19 protein-coding genes and 1 tRNA gene are annotated in these 25202 nt (G+C 57.0%); 10 read left to right on the top strand and 10 right to left on the bottom strand.

Translation table 11 applies throughout. The features are described 5' to 3' along the window. Positions 1 to 25: 25 nt before the first annotated feature. From KZZ06_RS06360 to KZZ06_RS06335, 6 genes are all read right to left on the bottom strand, one after another. Entirely contained in the window at positions 26 to 1243 is a 1218-nt protein-coding gene (locus tag KZZ06_RS06360) for a CaiB/BaiF CoA-transferase family protein (protein WP_219579191.1), read from the bottom strand. Further along, the gene (locus tag KZZ06_RS06355) at positions 1228 to 2013 is read right to left on the bottom strand and encodes an enoyl-CoA hydratase/isomerase family protein (RefSeq protein ID WP_219579190.1); all 786 of its coding nucleotides are present in this window, start codon (positions 2011 to 2013) and stop codon (positions 1228 to 1230) included. Before KZZ06_RS06355 ends, KZZ06_RS06360 begins: the two co-directional genes overlap by 16 nt. After that, entirely contained in the window at positions 2010 to 3290 is a 1281-nt protein-coding gene (locus KZZ06_RS06350; protein ID WP_219579189.1) for a TRAP transporter large permease, read from the bottom strand. Before KZZ06_RS06350 ends, KZZ06_RS06355 begins: the two co-directional genes overlap by 4 nt. Continuing rightward, entirely contained in the window at positions 3290 to 3880 is a 591-nt protein-coding gene (locus tag KZZ06_RS06345; RefSeq protein ID WP_257884242.1) for a TRAP transporter small permease, read from the bottom strand. Before KZZ06_RS06345 ends, KZZ06_RS06350 begins: the two co-directional genes overlap by 1 nt. 90 nt (positions 3881 to 3970) lie before the next feature. Next, positions 3971 to 4951 (bottom strand): TRAP transporter substrate-binding protein, encoded by a 981-nt coding sequence (locus KZZ06_RS06340; RefSeq protein ID WP_219579188.1) that lies wholly within the window; start codon positions 4949 to 4951, stop codon positions 3971 to 3973. A gap of 53 nt (positions 4952 to 5004) precedes the next feature. Next, the gene (locus tag KZZ06_RS06335) at positions 5005 to 6168 is read right to left on the bottom strand and encodes an alanine--glyoxylate aminotransferase family protein (RefSeq protein ID WP_219579187.1); all 1164 of its coding nucleotides are present in this window, start codon (positions 6166 to 6168) and stop codon (positions 5005 to 5007) included. Positions 6169 to 6320: 152 nt separating this feature from the next. Here KZZ06_RS06335 and KZZ06_RS06330 point away from each other — a divergent pair, with 152 nt between their 5' ends. Beyond that, a complete protein-coding gene (locus KZZ06_RS06330) occupies positions 6321 to 9218 on the top strand; it encodes an FAD-binding and (Fe-S)-binding domain-containing protein (protein WP_219579186.1) in 2898 nt (965 codons plus the stop codon). A gap of 13 nt (positions 9219 to 9231) precedes the next feature. Next, positions 9232 to 9921 (top strand): GntR family transcriptional regulator, encoded by a 690-nt coding sequence (locus tag KZZ06_RS06325; RefSeq protein WP_219579185.1) that lies wholly within the window; start codon positions 9232 to 9234, stop codon positions 9919 to 9921. A 423-nt stretch (positions 9922 to 10344) separates the two neighbouring features. Here the strand turns inward: KZZ06_RS06325 and KZZ06_RS06320 are convergent. Further along, a tRNA-Leu gene (locus KZZ06_RS06320) sits at positions 10345 to 10430 on the bottom strand. A gap of 204 nt (positions 10431 to 10634) precedes the next feature. Between KZZ06_RS06320 and KZZ06_RS06315 the strand changes: the two genes are divergently transcribed. Continuing rightward, a complete protein-coding gene (locus KZZ06_RS06315; protein ID WP_219579184.1) occupies positions 10635 to 11618 on the top strand; it encodes a complex I NDUFA9 subunit family protein in 984 nt (327 codons plus the stop codon). A gap of 54 nt (positions 11619 to 11672) precedes the next feature. Here KZZ06_RS06315 and KZZ06_RS06310 read toward each other — a convergent pair whose 3' ends face one another. After that, positions 11673 to 12476, bottom strand: a complete 804-nt coding sequence (locus tag KZZ06_RS06310; protein ID WP_219579183.1) for an undecaprenyl-diphosphate phosphatase — start codon at positions 12474 to 12476, stop codon at positions 11673 to 11675. A 224-nt stretch (positions 12477 to 12700) separates the two neighbouring features. Here KZZ06_RS06310 and KZZ06_RS06305 point away from each other — a divergent pair, with 224 nt between their 5' ends. The 7 genes from KZZ06_RS06305 (at position 12701) to KZZ06_RS06275 (ending at position 23890) form a co-directional block, all read left to right on the top strand. Beyond that, positions 12701 to 14134: an NAD(P)-dependent oxidoreductase gene (locus KZZ06_RS06305; protein ID WP_219579182.1), complete on the top strand. Its 1434-nt coding sequence runs from the start codon at positions 12701 to 12703 to the stop codon at positions 14132 to 14134. A 33-nt stretch (positions 14135 to 14167) separates the two neighbouring features. Beyond that, positions 14168 to 14611, top strand: coding sequence for a GFA family protein (locus KZZ06_RS06300; protein WP_257884215.1), 444 nt, complete (start codon positions 14168 to 14170; stop codon positions 14609 to 14611). Then, positions 14608 to 19140 carry a glutamate synthase large subunit gene (gltB, locus tag KZZ06_RS06295; RefSeq protein WP_219579181.1) on the top strand — a complete coding sequence of 1511 codons (4533 nt, stop codon included), beginning with the start codon at positions 14608 to 14610 and terminating at the stop codon, positions 19138 to 19140. The genes KZZ06_RS06300 and gltB overlap by 4 nt, the downstream gene beginning before the upstream one ends. Positions 19141 to 19276: 136 nt before the next feature. Further along, positions 19277 to 20002 carry a monofunctional biosynthetic peptidoglycan transglycosylase gene (gene mtgA / locus KZZ06_RS06290; protein WP_219579180.1) on the top strand — a complete coding sequence of 242 codons (726 nt, stop codon included), beginning with the start codon at positions 19277 to 19279 and terminating at the stop codon, positions 20000 to 20002. Between the two features lie 58 nt (positions 20003 to 20060). Next, the gene (locus KZZ06_RS06285) at positions 20061 to 20726 is read left to right on the top strand and encodes a glutathione S-transferase family protein (RefSeq protein ID WP_219579179.1); all 666 of its coding nucleotides are present in this window, start codon (positions 20061 to 20063) and stop codon (positions 20724 to 20726) included. Between the two features lie 63 nt (positions 20727 to 20789). Then, complete coding sequence (gene queG, locus KZZ06_RS06280; RefSeq protein WP_219579178.1) at positions 20790 to 21818, top strand: tRNA epoxyqueuosine(34) reductase QueG; 1029 nt, start codon at positions 20790 to 20792, stop codon at positions 21816 to 21818. A gap of 65 nt (positions 21819 to 21883) precedes the next feature. Next, the gene (locus KZZ06_RS06275; protein WP_219579177.1) at positions 21884 to 23890 is read left to right on the top strand and encodes a hydantoinase/oxoprolinase N-terminal domain-containing protein; all 2007 of its coding nucleotides are present in this window, start codon (positions 21884 to 21886) and stop codon (positions 23888 to 23890) included. Between the two features lie 287 nt (positions 23891 to 24177). Here the strand turns inward: KZZ06_RS06275 and msrA are convergent, their stop codons facing one another. Both msrA and msrB read right to left on the bottom strand, forming a co-directional pair. After that, positions 24178 to 24687 carry a peptide-methionine (S)-S-oxide reductase MsrA gene (gene msrA, locus KZZ06_RS06270; protein WP_219579176.1) on the bottom strand — a complete coding sequence of 170 codons (510 nt, stop codon included), beginning with the start codon at positions 24685 to 24687 and terminating at the stop codon, positions 24178 to 24180. Then, the gene (gene msrB, locus KZZ06_RS06265; RefSeq protein ID WP_219579175.1) at positions 24684 to 25133 is read right to left on the bottom strand and encodes a peptide-methionine (R)-S-oxide reductase MsrB; all 450 of its coding nucleotides are present in this window, start codon (positions 25131 to 25133) and stop codon (positions 24684 to 24686) included. The genes msrA and msrB overlap by 4 nt, the downstream gene beginning before the upstream one ends. Positions 25134 to 25202: the final 69 nt, after the last annotated feature.

Here is a 25202-nt window from a genome sequence, read left to right as displayed (position 1 = left end):
ATGTCCTTGCATAAAAAGAGAATGATCAGGCGGCAATCACAGCATTCGACCGGATCAGCGCGTCAATCCGGGCGTCATCGAAACCGACCTCCGCCAAGACCTCGCGGGTGTGTTGGCCCAAAACCGGGGCTGCTTGGTCAATGCTGGCGGGGGTGCGACTGTATTTCACCGGATGGCCAATCGTTTCAATCCGGCCCGCCGTGGCGTGGTCGACTTCGACAATCATCTCGCGGGCGCGGGCCTGAGGGTCTGCGTGCATTTGCAAGATGTCATTGACCGGACCGGCGGGCAGCTGCGCATCTTCCATACGCCGCAACCAGTTTTCGGTGGTGTCTTGCGACAAATACCCGTTCAGGATTTCGACAAGCGCGGGCAGGTTCGGGATACGTAATGCGTTAGATGAAAAGCGCGGATCGTCGTTCAGCTCAGGTGCGCCGATCACATCCAGAAACCGCAGCCAGTTGCTTTGGTTTGCGGCCCCGACATTGATCCAGCCGTCACTGGTCTGAAACGCCTGATAGGGCGCGTTTATAGGGTGGGCAGAGCCAAGGGGTTCAGGCTTGTTGCCGGTCGCAAAGGCGATGGCGGATTGCCAGTAGGTCTGGACGATAGCGGCCTCGAACAGGGATGTGTCGACCCGTTGCCCAAGCCCCGTTTGTAGCATGTTGGAATAGGCCGCGCAGACGCCCATAGCGCCCATGATGCCGGCGTTGATGTCGGAAATGGGGGCCGCGACCTTGACAGGGGGCCGGCCCGGACCTTCGCCTGTGATCGACATCAGACCGGACATGCCTTGGGCAATCAGATCAAAACCACCTCGATCGGCATAGGGGCCGGTGCGCCCAAAGCCTGAAATTTCGCAATAGATCAGGCGCGGGTTGATTGCGGCCAGATCTTCGTAGGACAGGCCCAGTTTCTCCATCGTGCCTTTGCGGTAGTTTTCAATCACCACATCGGCCTCGGCCAGCAGCTTGCGCAAGATATCGACGGCATCGGGGTCTTTGAGGTTCACGGCGATGCCACGCTTGTTGCGGTTCATCATCATATAAGCGGCGGCTTCACCGTTAATCTCGGGGGGTACAAAGCGGCGGCTGTCGTCGCCGGTGGGTTTTTCCACCTTGATGACATCGGCCCCCATATCCGCCAGCATCAACCCGCAGACCGGACCTGCCATGATGTGGGCCAGTTCAATGACCCGCATGCCTGTCAGCGGGCCTGTTGGCGCGTTTACTTGCCTGTCCATGCGGGTTTGACCTTGCCTAAAAATGCTTCCATGCCGATGCGGAAATCGTCGCTCATGTAGCATGAAACGATAAGATCGGCATCGTCGACCTGGCTGGCCACGCGGTTGCGGCGCATTGCCTCTTTCGTGGCCCGCAGGGTCAGCGGGGCCATTGACCCCACCTTTTCGGCAAGCGCGGCTGCGCGCGCCAAAAGGGTGTCTTCGTCTGCCAGAACTTCGCTCACCAGCCCTGCGGCCAGCGCCTCGGGGGCTTCGATCAGGCGGGCGGTAAAGATCAGTTCGCGCACGCGCCCTGCGCCAATCAATTCGGTCAGGCGGGCCAGATTGCCTGCGGCCAGACAATTGCCAAGAGTACGGGCAATGGGGAATCCGAATTTAAGGCTTTCCGAGGCGATGCGAATGTCGCAAGCGGCAGCGATGGAGCCACCACCGCCGGTGCAGGCCCCGTGGATGGCGGCGATTGTGGGCACCGGGCACCGCTCGACAGCTTCGAGGACAGCGTCGATCCGGCCCTCGTAATCCAGCGCGTCCTGTGCCGTATCAAACGCCCTAAATTGTGTCATATCGGTGCCGGCTGCAAAGGCCTTGCCCCCCGCGCCCGACAGGACCACGGCACGAACAGACCCGTCTGTCGGCATGTCGGTGCACAGTGTGGCAAGCCGTTCATACATCCCGAAGGTCAGCGCATTGCGGGCCTGGGGTCGCTGGAACGTGATCCACATGATGCCATCACGGATCTCATCGGTGATGTCTGGGGTTTCAGATGTCATCGGTAAAAATACTCCACAAGGAACATGGGTACGGCGGGCACATAGGTACACAGCATCAGCACGGCCAGCAGGACGCCGACGAACCAGATGTTGACCTTTGATACCTCCCAGATGTTGGCGCGGGCCACCGAACAGGCGGTGATCAGGACAGACGCCACCGGTGGGGTTTGTTGCCCGATGGCAAGGTTCAACGTGACCACAAGGCCAAAGTGGACCGGATCAATCCCCGCCGCAGTGATCAGCGGGATCACGATAGGGATGACCAGAATGATCGCAGCGGCAGAGTGCAAAAAGAACCCGATGACCAGAAAAAAGAAGTTGAGGATCAGTAGGATCGCCCATTGCTGGGTGGTCACTGACAGAATGCTTTCGGCCAGTTGCTGCGGGATCTGGGCGCGGGTCAGAAAGCCCCCCATCAGTACCGATGCCGCGACCAGCAACATGACCACTGCCGTCTGGATGCCGCCGTCCAGCATGGCGCGGCGCAGGTGACTGATATTCAGGTTTCGGTACCATGCCGACACCACAAGTGACGCAATCACGGCAAGACCGGCCGCCTCGGTTGCGGTGACGTATCCGCCAAAGATGCCACCCAGAATGATCACAGGCAGGGTAAAGGCGGGCAAAGCGTCGATGAATGTCTCGCGCAGGCGCGCCATGTTGAACGCGGCTTCGGTCGGGAAGTTATAGCGTTTGGCGAAAAGATAGGCGACCACCATCAGCCCCGCCGCCCCTAACAGGCCCGGCACGAGGCCGGCGACGAACAATTGTTCGACCGACGTATTGGCCGAGGCCGCATAAAGGATCATCGGGATGGACGGCGGTATGATAATCGCCAGCGAGGCCGAGGACGAGGTGACCGCGGCGGAGAATTCCTTGGAGTAGCCGCGCTTTTTCATCTGCGGGATCAGGATCGACCCCATCGCGGCCACATCCGCCACGGCAGAGCCCGAGATTTCAGCGAAGAACAGCGACACGCCAATGTTGACCATGGCAAGACCGCCCCGGATAAAGCCGATGATCGCGGTGACAAAATTGATCAACCGGTCTGTGATCCCGCCGGCGTTCATGATGGCACCGGCCAGCACGAACATCGGGATCGCGATCAGCGAAAATTTGGTCGATCCATCGTACATATCCAGCGCGATACTGACCAGACTGTCGGAGCCTTCGGTAAAAAACAGCCCCAACACGCCACACATGGCCAAGGCGACAGCAATTGGAATGTTGATGCAGATCATCAACAGCATTGCAAAGAAAATAGCTGTGATCAGCATCAGGTGCGGTCCTTGTTTTTCTTGAGTTCGTTTTCGACTTCTTCTTCGATTTCCGCGTGCTCAAGCGACATGCCTTCTGCCGTGATCTTCAGATAGGCAGGCAGGCTGAGAAGCTGGCACAGCATGAACAGAATGGCCCCGATGGGAATGACGGATTGCGTGAACTGAATGGGCACCCACCTGAGCGAGATCAGCGTATCGCCCGCCAGCACGTCAAGCACTTGGAACCCGGCGCGTGCCATTAGAAAGAAGAAGGTCAGTACAATCGCTTCGCCCACGAACACGGCGAGGATGCGAAACCTGAAGGGCATTGAAAGAAGCACCGTATCAAAGCCGATATGGCGGCGGTGCAACGCGGCAAGCGCCGATCCGTAATAGGTGATCCACGCCAGCATGATCGCCGCAACTTCATCATACCACGAAAAGCTTTGCCCCATCAGGCGCGCTATCACAGCTACCGCGACGATCAACGTTAGTGCCACCATAAGCGTGATGGTAGTCCACTCGAGTATCTTGCTGGCAAAGCGGTTGATACGTGACAGCGTGGGGTAGGATTTATTTTCCATGTCGGCCTGACCTGTTGAATGCATCAATCATGCGCCGTTGGCACCTGAGAAGGATGTCATTCTGTTTGGATAAGAAACGTGGGCGGCAGGATTGCCCTGCCGCCCAAAAGTTGATCAGTTTGCTTTTGCAAGCCCAAGAACGGTGTCGATCATTTCCTGTCCGCCTTCGACTTCTTCGGCGAACTGCTTGTAGATCGGGCTTGAGGCCTCAATGAATGCGTCCTTATCCGCCGTGTTCACTGTCACGCCCGCGTCTTCGATCACTTTCAGCAGGCTGGCTTCCAACTCGGCGGCCTTCTCATAGGTGAAGTCCTGCGTTTTGTTTGCGCAGTCGGTCAATCCTGTCTGAATATTCGCAGGCAAAGCGTCTAGCTTCTTTTTGGACGCCAGAATATAGGCCGGCGTATAGACGTGGCCGGTGATCGACAGGTATTTTTGGACCTCTTGGAACTTGGCCGATGCGATCTGCGCATAGGGGTTTTCCTGACCGTCAATCACGCCGGTTTGCAGCGCGGTAAACACGTCGGAAAAGGCCATTGGCGTCGGGTTCGCGCCATATTCCTGGAACATCTTCAGGCGCCATACACCATTGGGTGTGCGCAGTTTGATGCCTTCAAGGTCTGCGGGCAAATTGATCGGGCGCACGTTGTTGGTGATGTGGCGAAAGCCGTTTTCGGCCAGACCGACGATCCGGTAGCCATTGGCATTAGCGGCTGCCTGAAACTTGTCCATCATAACACCCTGGACGCGGCGCATATGGTCACGATCCTTGACGATATAGGGCATTTCGAAAATGCCAAAGCTGTCGTCAACCGATGACATCACCGACGAGGGCAGCGCGAAATCGACCTGACCCAGTTTCAGCTTTTGCAGCAGTTCTTTGTCCTTGCCCAACTGCGACGATCCGAAAGTTTGAATTTCGACCTCGCCCGCCAGCGTGGTGTTGACGCATTCGGCAAAATTATCGACGGTCGCTTCAAACAACGATCCCGGCGCGCCGACATGGCCGAATTTCATGGTGATGCCGGCTGCGGTTGCGCTGGTTGCCAGTCCCGCGATTGCCGTTGCGGCAAGTAGTTTTGCGATTATCCTCACGACGTTCTCCTCCCAGAGATTGAATGTACTTCACTTTCAGCCTGGCGAACTTTTTACGCTCCGGTAAGCAGGCTCATAGCCGCCTGCACACCGCCCTCTTTGTGGGGTACGTTCGCTTTTTTCAGACCCATTTCGACACCTGCCAGCGTGCCGACAAGCATCAGGTCGTTAAAGTCGCCCAAGTGGCCGATGCGGAAAACCTTATCCGCGACCTTGGACAACCCGTTGCCGAGCGAGATATCGAAATGCTCGAGCGTCGAGGCGCGGAACGCATCGGCGCTGTGCCCGTCGGGCATTTTCACGGCCGTCAGCACGCCGCTTTCCTGTCCCTGGCTGGCGCATAGCACGTCCAGCCCCCAAGTCCGTACCGCAGCACGGGCCGCAGCGCCGTGACGCGCATGGCGGGCAAAGACATTGTCCAACCCTTCCTCATGCAACATGTCGACGGCTTCATTCAGGCCATACAAAAGGTTTGTGGCTGGGGTGTAGGGGAAATATCCGGTTTTGTTGGGGCCGACCATTTCGCCCCAATCCCAATAGGACCGTTGCAATGTCGCGGTTTTATTTGCCGCCATCGCCTTGGCACTGGCCGCGTTGAACGACAGGCCGGGGGGCAACATCAACCCTTTCTGCGACCCAGATACGGTCACATCGACACCCCATGCGTCATGTTGATAGTCAAGCGAGGCAAGGCCCGAAATGGTATCGACCATAAACAGCGCGGGGTGGCCCGCGTTGTCGATCGCTTTGCGCACCGCTGCAACGGGTGACACCGATCCGGTCGAGGTTTCGTTATGGACCACACAGACCGCTTTGATTTTATGTTCCTTGTCTTCGGCCAGATAGGCTTCGATCTGGTCAGGGTCCGCGCCGCCGCGCCAGTCGCCTTCGATAAACTCGGCGTTGATCCCCAGCTTTTCGGCCAGCTTTTTCCAAAGGGTCGCAAAATGACCGGTTTCAAACATCAACACGCGGTCGCCTGGCGACAGGGTATTGACCAAAGCGGCCTCCCAGGCACCGGTGCCTGACGCCGGATAGATGAATACGTTCTCTTCGGTCTTGAAGATCGACTTCAACCCGTCCAGCGCGCGCATTCCAACTTTCGCAAAATCCGGCCCGCGGTGGTCGATGGTTTGCTGCCCGATGGCGCTGAGGATCCGGTCCGGCACCGCAGAGGGTCCGGGGATTTGAAGAAAATGGCGGCCTGCTTTTCTCATGACAATCGGTCTCACATTTTTTGGAGTTTGCAGCCCTTGGCCCCTTTGGGCCGGCTGTTTTCGCTTTTCTGTTGTATCAACGTAATTTTGAATTCATAATTAAGTCAACAAGAATATTCGCGCTCCCTTTCCTAAATCGTATTGGACCAGACATGTCTCAACTTGCTGCCACCCTGAAACAACGTGTTGCGGGTGATGTGATGTTCGACAGCTTTTCGCGGGGGCGTTATGCGACCGATGCGTCGCTTTATCAGATGATGCCGCTGGGTGTTTTGTCGCCAAAGTCAGAGGATGACATTCGCGCTGCCCTTGATATTGCCGTAGAACAAAACGTGCCGATCCTGGCGCGTGGCGGCGGTACATCGCAATGCGGTCAGACCGTGAATAATGCGCTGGTTTTAGATAACACACAGTATTTCAATGATATCCTGGAGCTGGATATCGAAGGGCAACGCTGTGTCGTGCGGCCCGGTATTGTGTTGGACGAACTTAACCGCGCCCTAAAACCCCATGGGTTATGGTTTCCTGTTGATGTGTCGACAGCGTCGCGGGCGACAATTGGCGGGATGACGGCGAATAATTCATGCGGCGGCAAATCCCTGCGCTACGGAATGATGCGCGACAATGTGCTGTCCATTGATGCGTTTATGGCAGATGGTAGCAAGCATCATTTTGGTCCTGTGGGGGCGGCGTCATCGCCCGAATATGCCGCGCTTACCGAAGACATACTGCGCCTCGGTGCGCGTGAAGCCGTCGAAATTGATGCGCGATTCCCCAAAGTAATGCGGCGCGTCGGCGGCTATAACATCGACGCGCTTGTTCCAAAGGATACGCCAAACAATCTGGCCCATCTTCTGGTCGGCTCGGAAGGCACACTTGCCTACTCCACCGCGATCGAGCTGAAGCTTTGGCCGCTGATCCCGCACAAGGTATTGGGCGTCTGTCATTTCCCTACCTTTCAACAGGCGATGGACGCCGCACAACATCTGGTCACGCTGAACCCGCAGGGGGTCGAGCTGGTTGATGCCACCATGATTGCACTGGCGCGTGACATTCCGATGTTCCGTCAAACCATCGAAGAGTTTGTGACTGGCAAGCCCGACGCCCTTTTGCTGGTGGAGTTTGCGGAAGAAGATGCCAGCCAACATCTGAAAAAACTGAACCAGCTTGAGGAAATGATCGGCGATCTGGGGTTTTCGTGGTCCGGTACGGGTAAGAACTGGGGCGGTGTCACGCAGGTGGCCGACCCCAAGATGCAGGCGAAGATTGCCGATTTGCGCAGCTCGGGCCTCAATATCATGATGTCGATGAAGGCCGACGGAAAACCTGTCTCCTTCGTCGAGGATTGCGCCGTTGAACTGCCAGATCTGGCTAACTACACCGCAGGGCTGACCGAGATTTTCGAGAAGCACGGCACCCGTGGCACATGGTATGCCCATGCTTCGGTCGGGTGTTTGCATGTGCGCCCGGTCCTGAACCTGAAGTTGGACCAAGACGTGAAAAAAATGCGGGCGATCGCCGAGGAATGCTTTGACTTGGTGGCGCGTTACAAGGGTTCCCACTCAGGAGAGCATGGCGACGGATTGGTGCGCTCCGAATTCCACGAAAAGATGTTCGGCGCACGCATGGTCGCTAATTTCGCCGAAGTGAAACAGCGCTTTGATCCCCACGGGTTGTTCAACCCAGGCAAGATCGTGAACCCGCCCAAAATGGATGACCGCAACCTGTTTCGTTATAATGCAACCTACAATGTTCCAGCCTTTGACACCCAATTGGACTGGTCCGCCTGGACAGGTTCGGGCGGCGGCTTTCAGGGTGCAGTCGAGATGTGCAATAACAACGGGGCCTGCCGCAAACTGAAAGGCGGCGTGATGTGCCCATCGTTCCGCGTGACCCGAAAAGAGCAGGATTTGACCCGGGGCCGCGCCAATTCGTTGCGGCTGGCGATTTCGGGGCAGTTGGGGCCGGACGCGCTGTCCTCTGACCAGATGACCGAGACGATGAAGCTTTGCGTGTCGTGCAAAGCCTGCAAAAGCGAATGCCCCACCAGCGTCGATATGGCCAAGATGAAGATCGAGGTGCAGGCCGCGCGTGTGAAGAAACACGGGCTGAGCTTTCATGACCGTTTGGTTGCTTATCTGCCGCGCTATGCGCCAATGATGTCGCGGCTTCATTTCTTTGCCAACCTCAGAAACCGGATACCGCTGTTGGCGAAACTGACAGAAACGCTGACCGGCTTTACCGCCACCCGAAATCTGCCAACCTGGAGCGCGCGGCCTTTCAGGAACGACGACATCGCCAAACAAGACGCCCCGCAAGCCGTGGTCTTTGCCGATTGTTTCAACCGTTACTTTGAACCCGAAAACCTGCGCGCCACCGCAAAGGTGCTTGACGCTGCCCGCGTCCCTTTTGTTGTTGCCGGTGCGCCCAAAGGCGAGCGGCCATTGTGTTGCGGGCGCACTTTCCTGTCTGCGGGTCTGGTGGATGAGGCAAAGATCGAAGCCCAAAGGTTGGTCGATGCCTTGCTGCCCTACGCCGAGAAAGGCTTGCCGATCATCGGGTTGGAACCCAGCTGCCTGCTCACGCTGCGCGATGAAATCCCGTCCCTGCTGCCCGGCAAAGACACAGAGCTGTTGGCAAAACATGCCCGCATGCTTGAGGAATACATCGCCGATCAGGCCGATAACCCTGATTTCAAGCTGCCGCTGCAGTCACCTGCTCCGAAAATCCTGGTGCACGGTCATTGCCATCAAAAAGCGATGGGGGTCATGTCGAGCATTGAAAAGACGCTTGCGCAGTTGCCTGACACCCAAGTCGAGGTCGTCGAAACAAGCTGTTGCGGGATGGCAGGTGCATTCGGCTATGGGGTAGACACACATGAAGTTTCGTTGAAAATGGCAGAGGCAAGTTTGGCACCGGCCGTCAGAAATGCAGAGAATGACACATTGATCGTTGCAGATGGCACCTCGTGTCGGCATCAGGTGGCGGATACAACCGGGCGCAAACCTATCCATGTTGCGCGTCTACTAGAAATGGCGTTGAAGAGCTGAGGCAAACTATCCGATGATACAGCAAGAAAACCCTCAAGTGATCGCCCGTACCTCGCTCCATCGGGAGCTGGTGGATCGCCTTCAACTTCTTATCATTGGCGGTGAACTGGCACCGGGCATAAAGGTACCGGAAAGGGATCTTTGCGCGCAGTTTGGGGTGTCGCGTACGCCGCTACGAGAGGCGTTGAAAGTACTCGCGTCAGACGGGCTGGTCAGGCTGGAACCCAATCGCGGTGCTTGGGTGACGACGGTTACGGTCAGCGAGGTTAACGAAGTCTTTCCGGTGCTCGGGGCGCTTGATGCCATATCCGGCGAACTGGCATGCGAGCATATCACCGATGCGGAAATCGACGAAATCCGCGCCCTGCACAGCCAGATGATCGAAAGTTACGAACGCCGTGATCTGGACAGCTATTTCTCGATCAACCAGAAAATTCACCACGCAATTTTGCTTGCCGCGCGGAATGATACCTTGACCACATCCTGTCAGGCCCTGTCGCTGCGCATGCAACGGGCGCGTTACCTTGCCAACATGACCGAAGGGCGTTGGTACGATGCCGTGCAAGAGCATGAAAAGATACTGACCTTTGTTGCCGAAAGAAACGGCAAAAAGCTGGCAAAAACCTTGCGCGACCACATGGAGTCCAAGCGGGTTTCCGTTGTGCGCTGGCTGCAAAACCAAGACGCGGCATCCGAGGAATAGGCACCTTCGCGATGAAGACCATTTCTTCGATGAAAAGCGGACCAGCCGCCTGATGCGCCTTATGTCGGTCCATCAAAAGCCCAACAAAAGTAGCGCGGCGGAGGGGGACGGGACCTATCCCTATCTGCTGCGCGGTCTGGATGTGGTTCGGCCAAATCAGGTTTGATGCGCGGATATCAAATACGTTGGAGGCTGGCTTCTGCGTCGATGTGCTGAATGAGGCGATTCACTCGTTCGGCCCGCCGGTTAGAATGAACACGCACCAACGCAGCCAGTTCGCGTCATTTGTCTGGCCCGACCGTCTCCGGCGCTCAAACGTGCGTATTTCGGTGGATGGCAAGGATGGGTTCCTTGACCACATATTATCGGGTTTGGCTAAAGTGATTCTCAACCAGTATCTTACGAGATATCCTCGTAATAAATTGGTGCCCAGAAGAGGACTCGAACCTCCACACCGTTGCCAGTACTAGCACCTGAAGCTAGCGCGTCTACCATTCCGCCACCTGGGCACAGGGGGGTTGTGAGGGCTGCTCTAATCGTGCGGGGCGGGGGTGTCAATTGGATTCGCTGACATTCTTTCATCTAGTTGCCGCGCGGGGCATGGGGTGTAATGGGGTCTTCAGCAGTTGGATCAAACTGGTCTGATTTGAAGCTTGTTCCTAAACAGGCAAAACTGTATCTATCGATCAGATTTTCTGGACAGGAGCATCATCATGTCAAAGCTGGTGACGATCTATGGCGGCTCGGGGTTTGTCGGGCGTTACATTGTGCGCCGTATGGCCAAGGCTGGATGGCGTGTTCGTGTTGCGGTTCGCCGCCCGAACGAGGCGATTTTTGTGCGCCCTTATGGTGCTGTCGGACAGGTTGAGCCGGTTTTCTGCAATATTCGCGATGACGCGTCGGTGCGTGCCGCGTTGCAGGGCGCCGATGCGGTTGTGAATTGCGTGGGTATTCTGGCTGAAACCGGCAAAAGCACGTTCGAAGTTATTCAAGCGGATGGTGCGGAGCGGATTGCCCGGATCGCCGCCGCCGAAGGTATCAGCCGGCTGGTTCATATTTCGGCCATTGGTGCGGATACTGAATCGGCAAGCGAATATGCGCAAACCAAAGCGATGGGCGAGGCGGCTGTGTTGAAGCACGTGCCGGACGCCGTCATTCTGCGCCCTTCGATCGTGTTCGGGCCTGAGGATGAATTCTTTAACCGGTTTGCGGGCATGACGCGTCTTAGCCCGGTGGTGCCAGTGGTTGGTGGCGATACTTTGTTTCAGCCGGTATATGTGGATGACGTGGCTCACGTGGCCGAGATGGCCGTGACTGGTGACGCGCCCGCAGGTGTTTACGAGCTGGGCGGACCGGATGTGGAAAGCTTTCGCGCATTGATGAAGCGGATGTTGGATGTCGTGCATCGCCGCCGTTTGGTGTGGTCGGTGCCGATGTCCTTGGCCAAGATTATGGCAGGTGCCTTTGATCTTTTGCAGGCGGTTACGCTTGGCTTGGTTAAGAATTTCATGGTCACACGTGATCAGGTCAAAAATTTGGCGCATGACAATGTGGTCGCTGAGGGGGCCAAGGGTTTCGATACGCTTGGTATTGCGCCTGTGTCGATGTCTTCGGTTCTGCCGGATTATCTGTGGCGCTTCCGTCCTTCGGGGCAGTACGATGATATTATGGCCTCGGCCAAGGATCTGCGCAGCTAATCCACCTATGTTTTTGCAAAAGGCCCTGCCCACTGTGGCGGGGCCTTTTTGCGTTTACGAATAGGCGTACGCCAGCAGTGCAACACCCAGTATAACGCGGTAGATGACATAGGGTGTAAAGCTGACGCTGCGCAGCAGGCGCATCATCAGCACCAGTGCCAGCATTGCCGCGACAAAGGCGAATGCCGCAGCGATTGATGCGTCTTTGGCCAATTGCCAATCGGCCTCTCCGATCACATCCAGCGATAATAACGCGCCTGAGGCCAGGATCGTTGGGATCGACATCAACATCGATAAGGTTGCCGCGCTGGCGCGGTCATAGCCAAGCTTGCGGGCCGCCGTAATGGTGATGCCTGACCGCGACGTTCCGGGGATCAGCGCGACGGCCTGAGCAAGGCCCATCCAGACCGCATCTTTCATACGCCAGTCGGTGGTGCTGCGCGACTTGGCACCGGTTTTGTCCGCCCAATACAGGACAAGGCCAAAGATCAGCATGGTCCAGCCGATCACGGCGACAGACCGAAGCATTTCATCAATGCCCAAAAGCTTGAACAGCAGCCCGACCGCCAGAACCGGCAGTGTCGCGACAATCAGCAAAAGTGCGGTGCGCGCGCCGCGGGTATCGACCTTGCCCCGCACTAAACGGCCAAGGCCAATGGTGGCTTCGGCGACCTCTGCCCAGAAATAGAGGATCACCGCCAGCAATGTCCCTACGTGAACGGCGACATCGATCGCCAACCCCTGATCGGGGCCACCTGTCAAAAACGGTAATAGAATAAGATGCCCTGAAGAGGATACCGGCAGGAATTCGGTCAGCCCTTGGATGATGGCGACGAGCAAAATTTGGAACAATGTCATGATACGGGCCTGCGGTTTTTATGTTTAGCGCGAGGTATAAACCCACCGTAAAGAATGCAAAGCGCTATGTTTATTCCGGATCGGACCTAATATTTCGCCAAAAAGGTGATATCCAATTTGATCGTGCGAAAAAATCTGCATAAAGGTCAGCAATGCTGCCTTTATTATCATTTCGCATTTGTGTAAGGGAGGCTAACAAAGTTTTTCAGGCGGAGTTTTTAATCATGGCCAAGCAGCCAATGCTCAAGTTTATAACGGTTTCAAGAGACATGCCTGAAAAACGGCTCCCGAATCTGCGCCGTGAAGATTTCAACGAGATTTACGCAGAATACGCGGATGAGAAAGCAAAAGAGCAGTCCAGCCGCTGTAGCCAGTGTGGTGTTCCATACTGTCAGACCCACTGTCCGTTGCACAATAACATCCCCGACTGGCTGCGTCTGACTGCCGAAGGGCGTCTGAAAGAAGCGTATGAAGTGTCGCAAGCCACCAATACCTTCCCCGAGATTTGCGGCCGTATCTGCCCGCAGGATCGCCTGTGCGAAGGCAATTGCGTGATTGAACAGTCCGGCCACGGCACTGTGACCATCGGATCGGTGGAAAAATACATCACGGATACCGCGTGGGAAAATGGTTGGGTGCAAGCGATCAAGCCACACTCAGAGCGCACTGAATCCGTCGGTATCATTGGCGCGGGCCCCGGTGGTTTGGCCGCTGCTGACGTGCTGCGCCGTCAGGGTGTGCAGGTCACCATCTATGACCGCTATGACCGCGCGGGTGGTTTGCTGACCTACGGCATCCCCGGTTTCAAGCTGGAAAAAGACGTGGTGATGCGCCGCAATGACCAGCTAGCCGAAGGTGGTGTAAAGTTTGAACTGAACTGTAATGTCGGCGTCGACATCAGCTTTGCCGATATCCGGGCCAAGCATGACGCGGTGATCATCGCGACTGGTGTGTACAAAACCCGCGAGATTCAGGCCCCCGGTGTCGGTGGCGTCGGTCTTGAGCGTGCGATTGATTTCCTGACCGTCAGCAACCGCAAAAGCTTTGGCGACACCGTCGAGGAATTTGAATCCGGTCGTTTGAATGCCCATGGCAAAAAGGTTGTTGTCATCGGCGGTGGCGATACCGCGATGGACTGCGTGCGCACGTCGATCCGTCAGGGTGCTACATCCGTCAAGTGTCTATACCGCCGTGACCGCGCCAACATGCCCGGCTCTCAGCGCGAAGTGCAAAACGCCGAGGAAGAAGGCGTGGTGTTCGAGTGGCTGTCTGCGCCCAAGGGTTTTGTCGGCGATCCAGTGACAGGTGTTATGGTGCAAAAGATGCGTCTTGGCGCGCCTGATGCCACAGGCCGTCAGGCACCCGAAGTGATCGAGGGGGCCGATTACGTTGAAGAGGCCGATCTGGTCATCATGGCGCTTGGTTTTGAGCCCGAGGATCTGCCAACCTTATGGAGCACGCCGGAACTGCCCGTGAACCGTTGGGGCACGATCAAGGCCGATTACATCACCGGTGCGACCGAACTTGATGGTGTCTATGCCGTTGGTGACATCGTACGCGGTGCATCGTTGGTTGTTTGGGCGATTAAAGACGGGCGTGATTGCGCGCAGGCGATCCTAGAGAATATGGGCGCGACGACCGCCATCGCCGCTGAATAACCTGCCAATAGCCACCAGATTGGGAAGCTAAAATTGAACGAAGATCAGACACCACTGGAATTGTCAGGTCGCTGCTTGTGCGGTGCAGTCACGGTCACAGCGACCGCGTCTGACCCCATTTTGCGGGCCTGTCATTGCATCATGTGTCAGCAACATACGTCTTCGGTTTTCGTGAACATCCGCACCGATCAGGACAGCATTGTCATGAACGGGCCGGTCAAAGTCTTCAAATCCTCGGATTGGGCGCAGCGTGCCTTTTGCGAGGAGTGCGGATCGACGCTTTGGTACGGGTTGATCCACGACAATTCGCGCAATCTGGCAGCCGGCCTGTTTGAAAACGCAGGCGGTGCCACATTGGCAATAGAATATTTCACTGATGATTGTCCGCAGGGATATACCTTAGCCGACGATCATCAGAAACTGACTAGAAAACAAACTTTTGCGCTGTTTGCGCCCGATGAAGGAGAAACCCAATGACCAAGTATGATGACGCCTGGGTGGCCCGCGAAGAAGCGAAACGCGCGTATATGGCCGAAAACGGCCTGTACTCCGAGGAAGAAGAGCATTCTTCCTGTGGTGTTGGCCTTGTTGTAAACATCGACGGCTCGTGCAGCCGCGATGTGGTTTTGTCGGGCATCAAGGCGCTGAAAGCAATCTGGCACCGCGGTGCTGTCGATGCCGACGGAAAAACCGGCGATGGCGCGGGTATTCACGTACAGATCCCCGTTAATTTCTTCTACGATCAGGTTCGCCGCACCGGCCACAGCCCCCGCGAAGGTGAATTGATCGCTGTCGGTCAGGTGTTCCTGCCGCGCACCAACTTTGCCGCGCAAGAAACATGCCGGACCATCGTGGAAACCGAAGTGCTGCGCATGGGCTATTACATTTACGGCTGGCGCCACGTGCCGGTCGATATCTCTGTGCTGGGTGAAAAGGCCAACGCGACCCGCCCCGAGATCGAACAAATCCTGATCTCTAACGCCAAAGGCGTGGACGAAGAAACATTTGAGCGCGAGCTGTATGTCATCCGCCGCCGGATCGAGAAAGCAGCACTCGCCGCACAGGTGCCGACCCTTTATATCGCGTCGATGTCTTGCCGGTCGATCATCTACAAAGGCATGATGCTGGCCCAAGACGTGGCCAACTTCTATCCCGATCTGATGGATGACCGGTTCGAATCCGCCTTTGCGATCTATCACCAGCGTTATTCCACCAACACATTCCCACAGTGGTGGCTGGCGCAACCCTTCCGCATGTTGGCCCACAACGGCGAGATCAACACCCTTAAGGGCAACCTGAACTGGATGAAGTCGCACGAAATCCGCATGGCGTCAGGCACGTTCGGTGACATGGCCGAAGACATCAAACCAATCGTTGCTGCGGGGTCGTCTGACTCTGCCGCCTTGGACGCCGTGTTCGAGGTTCTGGTTCGCGCAGGCCGCAACGCGCCGATGGCGAAAACCATGCTGGTGCCTGAATCATGGTCTAAGCAAGCGGTCGAACTGCCCGAAGCGTGGCGCGACATGTATTCCTATTGCAACTCGGTGATGGAACCATGGGACGGCCCTGCTGCCCTTGCCATGACCGATGGCCGCTGGGTTTGCGCTGGTCTTGACCGCAACGGTCTGCGCCCGATGCGCTATGTCGTCACCGCCGACGGCATGCTGATCGCCGGGTCCGAGGCAGGCATGGTCCCGCAGGACGAAGCCAATGTTATCCATAAAGGCGCGCTTGGCCCCGGCCAGTTGCTGGCCGTGGACATCGAAGAAGGCAAGATGTTCGGCGATACCGAGATCAAAGACAAACTGGCGGCATCCCGTCCGTTTGGCGAATGGGTCGGCAAAATCAACGAACTTGACGAGGCGTTAGGCGATATCGACGAAAAGCCCTTGTTTGAAGGCAATGAATTGCGCCGCCGTCAGGTGGCCGCCGGCTATACCATCGAAGACCTTGAGCAAATCCTTGCCCCTATGGCCGAGGATGGCAAAGAGCCGTTGGCATCGATGGGCGATGATACACCATCTGCGGTTCTGTCGAACCAGTACCGCCCGCTGAGCCATTTCTTCCGCCAGAACTTTAGCCAGGTCACCAACCCGCCGATTGACAGCTTGCGCGAATTCCGGGTGATGAGCTTGAAAACACGCTTCGGTAACCTGAAAAACGTGTTGGACGAATCCAGTGCCCAGACCGAAATTCTGGTGCTCGACAGCCCGTTCCTTGCCAATGCGCAATTCGATCAGCTGATGGGGGAATTCAACGCGGATTCCGTGACCATCGACTGTACCTTTGAACCCGGTGGCAGCAACCTGAACGACGGCTTGCGCCGTATCCGCGACGAGGCCGAAGATGCCGTGCGTTCCGGTGCAGGGCACATTGTGCTGACCGACCAGTTCAGCGGCGAGGGCCGTGTGGCGATGCCGATGATTTTGGCAACCTCTGCCGTGCATAGCCAGTTGACTCGCAAAGGTCTGCGGACATTCACATCGCTCAACGTGCGTTCCGCTGAATGTGTTGATCCGCATTACTTTGCCGTTCTGATCGGCTGTGGTGCGACCGTGGTAAACGCCTATCTTGCCGAAGATTCGCTGGCCGACCGGATTGATCGCGGTCTGCTGGACGTGAACCTGACCCAAGCGATGTCCCGCTACCGCGAGGCAATCGACCAAGGCTTGCTGAAAATCATGGCCAAGATGGGTATTTCCGTCATCTCGTCCTATCGCGGCGGCCTGAACTTTGAAGCCGTCGGCCTGAGCCGTGCAATGTGTGCCGAATACTTCCCCGGTATGACCAGCCGTATCAGCGGCATCGGCACCACAGGTATTCAGCGCAAAGCCGAAGCCGTGCATGACCGTGGCTGGAAGGGCGACGCTGTCGTCATGCCAATCGGTGGCTTCTACAAGGCCCGCACATCGGGAGAGACCCACGCATGGGAAGCGTCGTCGATGCACATGCTGCAAATGGCGTGCAACAAAGCGTCCTATCAGATGTGGAAGCAATACAGCGCCAAGATGCAAAGCAACCCGCCGATCCATCTGCGCGACCTGCTGGATATCAAGCCGCTTGGTGCTGCGATCCCGATCGAGGAAGTCGAAAGCATCACCGCGATCCGCAAGCGTTTCGTGACCCCCGGCATGTCGTTGGGTGCCTTGTCGCCCGAGGCGCACAAGACGTTGAACGTTGCAATGAACCGCATCGGGGCCAAGTCGGATTCCGGCGAGGGTGGCGAAGATCCGGCACACTTTGTGCCCGAATCCAACGGTGACAACCCGTCGGCCAAGATCAAGCAGGTTGCGTCGGGCCGTTTTGGTGTGACCGCCGAATACCTGAACCAGTGCGAAGAGCTGGAGATCAAAGTCGCCCAAGGTGCCAAGCCCGGCGAGGGTGGCCAGTTGCCCGGTATGAAGGTCACCGACCTGATTGCCCGTCTGCGCCATTCGACCAAGGGTGTGACGCTGATTTCCCCGCCGCCGCACCACGACATCTATTCGATCGAAGACCTTGCGCAGCTGATCTATGACCTCAAGCAGATCAACCCGCGCTGTAAGGTGACCGTGAAACTGGTGGCATCGTCTGGCGTTGGCACGATTGCCGCCGGTGTGGCCAAGGCCAAAGCGGATATCATCCTGATCTCGGGCCACAATGGTGGCACCGGCGCGTCGCCTGCCACGTCGATCAAATATGCGGGTCTGCCGTGGGAAATGGGCCTGACCGAGGCGCATCAGGTGTTGTCGATGAACAACCTGCGTGACCGCGTGACCCTGCGGACCGATGGTGGTTTGCGCACAGGTCGTGACATTGTCATGGCCGCGATGATGGGCGCCGAAGAATACGGTATCGGTACCGCCGCGCTGATCGCGATGGGCTGTATCATGGTGCGTCAGTGCCAGTCGAACACCTGTCCCGTGGGCGTCTGTACCCAAGACGAAGCCCTGCGTGGCAAGTTCACAGGTAACGCCGACAAGGTCGTGAACCTCATCACATTCTACGCCACCGAAGTACGCGAATTGCTTGCGTCCATCGGCGCGCGCAGCCTGGATGATGTGATTGGCCGTGCCGATCTGCTGGCACAGGTCAGCCGTGGCTCTGCCCACTTGGATGATTTGGACCTTAACCCGCTGCTGATCACCGTCGATGGCGCATCCGAGATCGTTTATGACCGTAACAAGCCACGTAACGCTGTGCTGGATACGCTGGACGCTGAAATCGTGCGTGACGCCGCGCGGTTCCTTGAGGATGGCGAGAAAATGCAGCTGAGCTATGCGGTGCAGAACACGCACCGTACTGTTGGCACGCGGACATCGAGCCACATCATCAGCCGCTTTGGTATGAACAACCAGTTGCAGCCCGACCATCTGACAGTGAAACTGACAGGGTCAGCGGGTCAAAGCCTTGGTGCGTTTGCCGCGCCGGGTCTAAAGCTGGAAGTATCCGGTGATGCCAATGACTATGTTGGCAAGGGTCTGTCGGGGGGCACAATCGTGGTGCGCCCGTCGATGGCCAGCACCATCACCGCAGCCGAAAACACCATCATCGGCAACACGGTTCTATACGGTGCGACCAAAGGGTTCTTGTTTGCAGCGGGCCGCGCCGGTGAACGTTTTGCTGTGCGCAACTCGGGCGCGCATGTCGTGATCGAAGGCTGCGGCAGCAACGGTTGTGAATATATGACCGGTGGTGTGGCCGTTATCCTTGGCAGCATTGGCGCGAACTTTGGCGCAGGTATGACAGGGGGCATGGCCTATCTGTATGACCCGGAGGGGCGCGCGGATTCGATGCTGAACACCGAAACGCTTGTGACCTGCCCGGTCACGGTCGACCACTGGGAAAATGAGTTGAAAACTCTGATCGAACGGCATCTGGAAGAAACGAACAGCCGTAAGGCTGCCGATATCTTGCAGCATTGGTCGATTGAAAAGGATCATTTCGTTCAGATTTGTCCAAAAGAGATGTTGATCCATATTCCGGCACCGCTGAGCCATGAAACGAAAGCGATCCCTGCCGAATAAGCTGTGGGAATAAGCCGGGCATGAGCACGTATCATGCCCGGCAGGCCGCCCTGTGATGGCGCGTATCAGGCAAAAGGCACTTTCAAGGTGTAACGCCCGTTCACAACAACCGCTCTGGGCAGTATAGCTGGTGGCCATGGCAAAACGCGCATCATCGAAAAAGACCAAAGTCGCCGCTAAATCACGTGGGGGCTTTAAACGGCGTGTGATACGTGCCGCGCTCAAGCTGATGCTGGTCGTTGTCGGGGTTTTGCTGGCGTTCATCTTGTTGTTTGCAATGCTGAATCCGCCCACCACACCCTATATGTTCAGCGAGTCCCGCAGGTTGGGTGGTGTCGATCACCACTGGGTCCCGCTTGAGGAAATCGCCCCAGTTATGGCGCGGTCCGTGGTGGCGGCTGAGGATGCGAATTTCTGCTATCACTGGGGCTTTGATCTGGCGGCGATCAAAAGGGCAATTGCCGAAGGATCGAACCGTGGCGCATCCACCCTTAGCCAGCAAACGGTCAAGAATGTTTATCTTTGGCACGGTCGCACATGGGTCCGAAAAGCGTTGGAGGCTGCGATCACCCCGCTTGTCGAGGCAGTCTGGACAAAGCGCCGTATTATTGAGGTTTACCTTAACGTTGCAGAGTTTGCCGAAGGTGTATTTGGGATAGAAGCTGCAGCGCAGCATTATTTCGGTGTCAGCCCGTCAAAGCTGTCGGCCACGCAAGCGGCACGGCTTGCCGCGATACTGCCATCCCCCAAAACCCGGTCTGCCTCAAACCCCGGTAATTATACCAAAAAGCGCAGCGCGCAGATACGCGACGGGGCGGCGACAATCAGCAAGGATGGGCGCGCCGCTTGTTTCGAGAGTTGAAAATGCCAGTTAACACAGGCATGAGTGGATAAGCTCAACCTTAGTTTTGGATCCCCATATGGCCCGCCTGTTTCACGTCCCTCTTTCTCCTTTCTGCCGAAAGGTCCGGCTTAGCCTTGCCGAAAAGAAGATCGAGGTCGAGCGGGTAGAAGAGCGATACTGGGAGCAAGACCCTGATTTCATGCGCAGAAATCCCGCTGGCAAGGTGCCTGTCCTGCAATTGGATGGGGTGATGATGTCTGAGAGTGCGGCGATCTGCGAGTATATCGAGGAAACCCGCCCGGAACCGTCCTTGATGCCAAGCGACCCGGTTCAACGTCTTGAAGTGCGCCGTCTGGTCAGCTGGTTTGATGACAAGTTCCACGCCGAAGTGACATCAAAGCTGCTGTACGAGCGTGTGAACAAAAAGGTCATGGGTCAAGGTTTCCCTGACAGCCGCAATGTCAAAGATGGTGCCAAGGCGATCAAATATCACATCGATTATATGGCGTGGCTGCTTGATCATCGGCGGTGGCTGGCAGGTGATGTCATGACGCTGGCCGATTTCGCGGCAGCGGCGCATCTGTCATCGCTTGATTATATCTCGGACGTGGACTGGAACCGGTCCGACGTTGTGAAAGACTGGTACGCCAAGATCAAATCACGCCCTGCCTTCAGATCGTTGCTAGCTGATCAGGTACCAGGGTTTCCGCCGCCAAAGCACTATAATGACCTTGATTTTTAAGCGGACAGCGTTGGGGGCTGTCTGCCCCCAAACCCCCGAGGATATTTCAGAGCCAGAGAAGATATGGACGATTTAAAGGATCGTTTGGTGGCTCAGGCGTTGGCCGAGGGGTTTGTGGCCTGCAAAGTTTGCCGCCCGTCGGATGTTCCGCAAGTCCCCGCGCGGTTGGCGGCCTTTGTTGAGGCAGGGTACCACGGGCAGATGGCGTGGATGGCAGACCGGATGGCGTGGCGCGGTGACCCCGCTGCTTTGTGGCCCGAGGCGGGGTCGGTTATTATGCTGGCAGAAAGCTATGCGCCTGAGCATGATCCGACGGCGGTGCTGGAGCATACAGATAAGGCCGCGATATCGGTTTATGCCCATGGCCGCGATTACCATGACATTGTTAAAAAGCGTCTCAAACGTTTGGCGCGTTGGTTGATCGAGCAGGAAACCTGTGAGGTGAAGGTTTTCGTGGATACCGCACCGGTGCCGGAAAAGGCGTTGGGCCAAGCGGCGGGTTTGGGGTGGCAGGGCAAGCACACCAATTTACTGAGCCGTGATTGGGGGAATTGGGCCTTTCTGGGTGCGATTTTCACCACGCTTGAGTTGCCCGTTGACGGTGCCGAGGTCGATCATTGCGGGTCTTGTAGGTCGTGCTTGGATGCCTGTCCGACAGACGCATTTCCTGCGCCCTACCGGCTGGATGCGCGGCGTTGTATTTCCTATCTGACGATTGAACACAAAGGCCCAGTTGATCTGGCGTTGCGCAGCAAGATGGGCAACCGGATTTACGGCTGCGACGATTGTCTTGCCGCATGCCCATGGAACAAGTTCGCCGTCGCGGCCAGCGATATGCGCTATCACGGCGGGGTGGGCGCACCTGATCTGGCCGACCTCGTCACGCTTGATGATACGGCATTTCGCACGCGGTTTTCGGGATCGCCGATCAAAAGGATCGGGCGGGATCGGTTCATCCGCAATGTTCTTTATGCCATCGGAAATTCGGGCAAGCCGCGGCTTTCGGCAGCGGCGCAACCTTTAGTCCAGGACCCTGATGCCACCGTGGCGGATGCGGCGCGTTGGGCGGTGGCCCGCTTGGCCGCAAAATGACGCAAACAGGCTGGACCTGAACGGGGTTATCTCTAAACCCGTGCGAATAGTTCAAGGAGAAGACGATGGCGTTGCTTCTGGGTGTTGATACCGGCGGAACCTATACGGATGCGGTGGTGATCCGTGACGAAAAGACTGTGATTGCGTCGGCCAAGGCGCTGACAACCCGGAATGATCTTGCGATTGGCGTCGGAAATGCGGTGCGCGCAGTATTGGCCAAGGCGGATGTAAGCGCGGCTGATGTGTCGCTTGCATCCTTGTCGACAACGCTGGCGACCAATGCGCTGGTCGAAGGGCAAGGCGGTCGTGTCGCGCTGATCTATGTCGGCTTCAAGGAGCGGGATTTGCAGGCCCATGGATTGGCCGACGCGTTAAAGGGTGATCCGTATCTGATCCTGGCGGGCGGCCATGACCATGCCGGCAGCGAAGCGATCCCGCTGGATGAGACTGCATTGGTTGCTTTCCTTGAGCAGCACAAAGGGGATGTGAGCGGCTTTGCTGTTGCCAGCCAGTTCGCCACCCGCAACCCTGCGCATGAGTTGCGGGTGGCCGATCTTGTGACGCAGTTGACGGGCAAACCGGTTTCATCGTCGCATCAATTGTCGGCCAAGTTGAATGGCCCAAAACGCGCGCTGACGGCTGTTTTGAATGCGCGTTTGATCGGGATGATTGACCGCTTGATTGGCCGCGCCGAGGATGTGCTGACCGAGATTGGTGTGACGGCCCCTTTGATGGTGGTGCGCGGCGACGGGGCGCTGATTTCAGCGAGCCAAGCCCGCGAGTGCCCGATCGAGACGATCCTAAGCGGGCCTGCTGCGTCGATCGTCGGGGCGCGTTGGATGACGGGCGCGGATCATGCATTGGTCAGTGACATTGGCGGGACCACAACCGATGTGGCGTTGCTGCGTGAAGGGCGGCCGGCAATTGATCCTGCGGGTGCCCAAGTCGGGCCCTATCGTACCATGGTCGAAGCGGTGGCGATGCGTACGACGGGACTGGGCGGTGATAGCGAGGTACATTTCCTGACCGAGGGGCTGCAGGGCGGTATCACGCTTGGGCCTAGACGTTTGTTGCCGGTATCGTTGGTGGCCGTCGATGCGCCGGAAATTGTCCACGATGCATTGGATGCGCAATTGCGCACCGCCACGCCGGGTGAATTTGACGCGAGGTTCGTGCGGGCCGTCGCAGGGCAAACCCACGAAGGTATCGGCCCCCGAGAGAGCGCCCTGCTGGAACGCATCGGCGATGGTGTGCATCCGCTGGGTAATATCCTGCGCTCGCGGATCGAGACAGGCGCGCTGCAACGGTTGGTTGAACGCGGGCTGGTTCAGATTGCCGGTGTGACGCCGTCGGACGCAAGCCATGCTTTGGGCCGCGTTGAGACGTGGGATACAGATGCTGCGCGCAAGGCCTTGGGTCTATTCGGGCGTCGGCGGACGGGGGCGGGAAATATGCTGGCCCCCGACCCTGATGTGATGGCGCAGATGATTGTTGATCAGCTGACGCATCAAACCGCACTGGCATTGCTGGAAACCGCCTTTGCAGAAGAAGATCAGGCCTTTGATACTGCCCCCGACGTGCTGGCGCGCCACGTTTTGCTGCAAAGAGGGTTGATGGGGCATCGGGGACTTTTGCGGATAGATGCTGCGCTGAATGTTCCGGTGATCGGGCTGGGTGCCTCTGCAGCAGCTTATTATCCGGCGGTTGGGCGAATGCTTGGGGCGCAGATGATCTTGCCGGAACATGCGGATGTGGCAAACGCCATTGGGGCTGTGGTTGGTCGTGTGACGATGCGCGAAAGCGGGACGGTCACATCGCCCAGCGAAGGGCGATACCGTGTTCACCTGATCAGTGGACCGCAGGATTTCACCGATCAGGCCAGCGCCATCGCGCAGCTTGAGGATGCGCTGCGGCAGAAGGCTGTGTCAGGCGCGCAGACCGCTGGCGTTGCAGATATTCAAGTGAAATGCGCGCATGATATTCGCACCTCCAAGGTCGAAAACCGCGAAGTTTTTATCGAAGCGGTGATCATGGTCGAGGCCACGGGACGCCCCAGAATCGCAAACGGATAAAAATTAACAGAATCTTTATTTTGTTAACCTTTTGTTAATAGTTTGCATCAGGACCATCATATGGCCATATTTGAAATATAGTCGCGGCGCGCGGTATTGGTGCGTGGCGACTATAATTGTCGACACGTCCGATACCGGGTAACCAGTTCGGCTCGTATTTCTCATTAGAAAGTGGGGAAACGCGTAGTTATAGGTTAATAAGTAAACCGCCAGCGAATTTATTCGCTGGCGGTACAATAACGATAACCTTAGAAAACCTTGCGTTGTCAGCCGGTTACTATAGCGGTTTACTCAGCGGCTGCGCGCTTGGGCAAAACCCAATCAGGACGGGGGAAGTGGCAGGTATAGCCATTTGGAATCCGCTCAAGGTAGTCTTGGTGCTCGGTTTCGGCCTCCCAAAAATCGCCAACGGGTTCGACTTCGGTTACGACCTTTGCAGGCCAGATGCCTGACGCGTCGACGTCGGCGATAGTATCCAGGGCTACGGCCTTTTGATCATCGTTCTCATAGTAGATTGCAGAACGGTAACTTAGACCGCGGTCATTGCCTTGGCGGTTCAGCGTCGATGGATCGTGGATCTGGAAAAACAGCTCTAGCAAATCACGATAACTTAGAACCTCGTCGTTAAAGATCACTTCGATCACTTCGGCATGGGTGCCGTGATCGCGATAGGTCGCATTGGGCACGTCGCCGCCAGAATACCCGACACGGGTCGAAATGACCCCGTCGCGTTTCCGGATCAAATCTTGCATGCCCCAAAAGCATCCGCCGGCCAATACTGCACGTTGTTGTGTCATGCTACGTTCTCCACCTGATTGATGTAGTCCCCATATCCCTCGGCTTCCATATCGTCGCGATGAACAAAGCGAAGCGAGGCAGAATTGATGCAATACCGCAGCCCGCCACGGTCCGGTGGGCCATCGGGAAAGACATGACCCAAATGGCTGTCGCCATGTGTGCTGCGCACCTCGGTGCGGATCATGCCAAGGGTGTCGTCCCGCAATTCGTTCACATATGCGGGTTCAATCGCTTTGGTAAAGCTGGGCCACCCGCAGCCGGATTCGTATTTATCGGCTGACGCGAACAAGGGCTCGCCTGATACGATGTCTACGTAAATGCCCGGCTCTTTGTTGCTAAGCAGTTTGCCGGTGCCGGGGCGCTCTGTCCCGCTTTGCTGGGTGACGTGGTATTCCTCGGGTGACAGGGCCGCGACGGCGTCGGGGGTCTTTTGATACTTGGGCATGGATGTCTCCTTTGCGGTCTTGATATACTAGATGGGGCTGGCGCGAAATTTTCAAAGGGTTTGTTGAAG

Source organism: Sulfitobacter sp. CW3 (assembly GCF_019392245.1).
Lineage (GTDB): Bacteria > Pseudomonadota > Alphaproteobacteria > Rhodobacterales > Rhodobacteraceae > Sulfitobacter.
The sequence above is the reverse complement of the archived record's forward strand: the minus strand, read 5'-3'. Positions and strand labels throughout refer to the sequence as shown.

Excerpts from the sequence above, each read along its gene's own strand:
- KZZ06_RS06360 (WP_219579191.1), bottom strand. The coding sequence starts at position 1,243 with ATGGACAGGCAAGTAAACGCGCCAACAGGCCCGCTGACAGGCATGCGG.
- KZZ06_RS06355 (WP_219579190.1), bottom strand. The coding sequence starts at position 2,013 with ATGACATCTGAAACCCCAGACATCACCGATGAGATCCGTGATGGCATC.
- KZZ06_RS06350 (WP_219579189.1), bottom strand. The coding sequence starts at position 3,290 with ATGCTGATCACAGCTATTTTCTTTGCAATGCTGTTGATGATCTGCATC.
- KZZ06_RS06345 (WP_257884242.1), bottom strand. The coding sequence starts at position 3,880 with ATGCATTCAACAGGTCAGGCCGACATGGAAAATAAATCCTACCCCACG.
- KZZ06_RS06335 (WP_219579187.1), bottom strand. The coding sequence starts at position 6,168 with ATGAGAAAAGCAGGCCGCCATTTTCTTCAAATCCCCGGACCCTCTGCG.
- KZZ06_RS06330 (WP_219579186.1), top strand. The coding sequence starts at position 6,321 with ATGTCTCAACTTGCTGCCACCCTGAAACAACGTGTTGCGGGTGATGTG.
- KZZ06_RS06325 (WP_219579185.1), top strand. The coding sequence starts at position 9,232 with ATGATACAGCAAGAAAACCCTCAAGTGATCGCCCGTACCTCGCTCCAT.
- KZZ06_RS06315 (WP_219579184.1), top strand. The coding sequence starts at position 10,635 with ATGTCAAAGCTGGTGACGATCTATGGCGGCTCGGGGTTTGTCGGGCGT.
- KZZ06_RS06310 (WP_219579183.1), bottom strand. The coding sequence starts at position 12,476 with ATGACATTGTTCCAAATTTTGCTCGTCGCCATCATCCAAGGGCTGACC.
- KZZ06_RS06305 (WP_219579182.1), top strand. The coding sequence starts at position 12,701 with ATGGCCAAGCAGCCAATGCTCAAGTTTATAACGGTTTCAAGAGACATG.
- gltB (WP_219579181.1), top strand. The coding sequence starts at position 14,608 with ATGACCAAGTATGATGACGCCTGGGTGGCCCGCGAAGAAGCGAAACGC.
- mtgA (WP_219579180.1), top strand. The coding sequence starts at position 19,277 with ATGGCAAAACGCGCATCATCGAAAAAGACCAAAGTCGCCGCTAAATCA.
- KZZ06_RS06285 (WP_219579179.1), top strand. The coding sequence starts at position 20,061 with ATGGCCCGCCTGTTTCACGTCCCTCTTTCTCCTTTCTGCCGAAAGGTC.
- queG (WP_219579178.1), top strand. The coding sequence starts at position 20,790 with ATGGACGATTTAAAGGATCGTTTGGTGGCTCAGGCGTTGGCCGAGGGG.
- KZZ06_RS06275 (WP_219579177.1), top strand. The coding sequence starts at position 21,884 with ATGGCGTTGCTTCTGGGTGTTGATACCGGCGGAACCTATACGGATGCG.
- msrA (WP_219579176.1), bottom strand. The coding sequence starts at position 24,687 with ATGACACAACAACGTGCAGTATTGGCCGGCGGATGCTTTTGGGGCATG.
- msrB (WP_219579175.1), bottom strand. The coding sequence starts at position 25,133 with ATGCCCAAGTATCAAAAGACCCCCGACGCCGTCGCGGCCCTGTCACCC.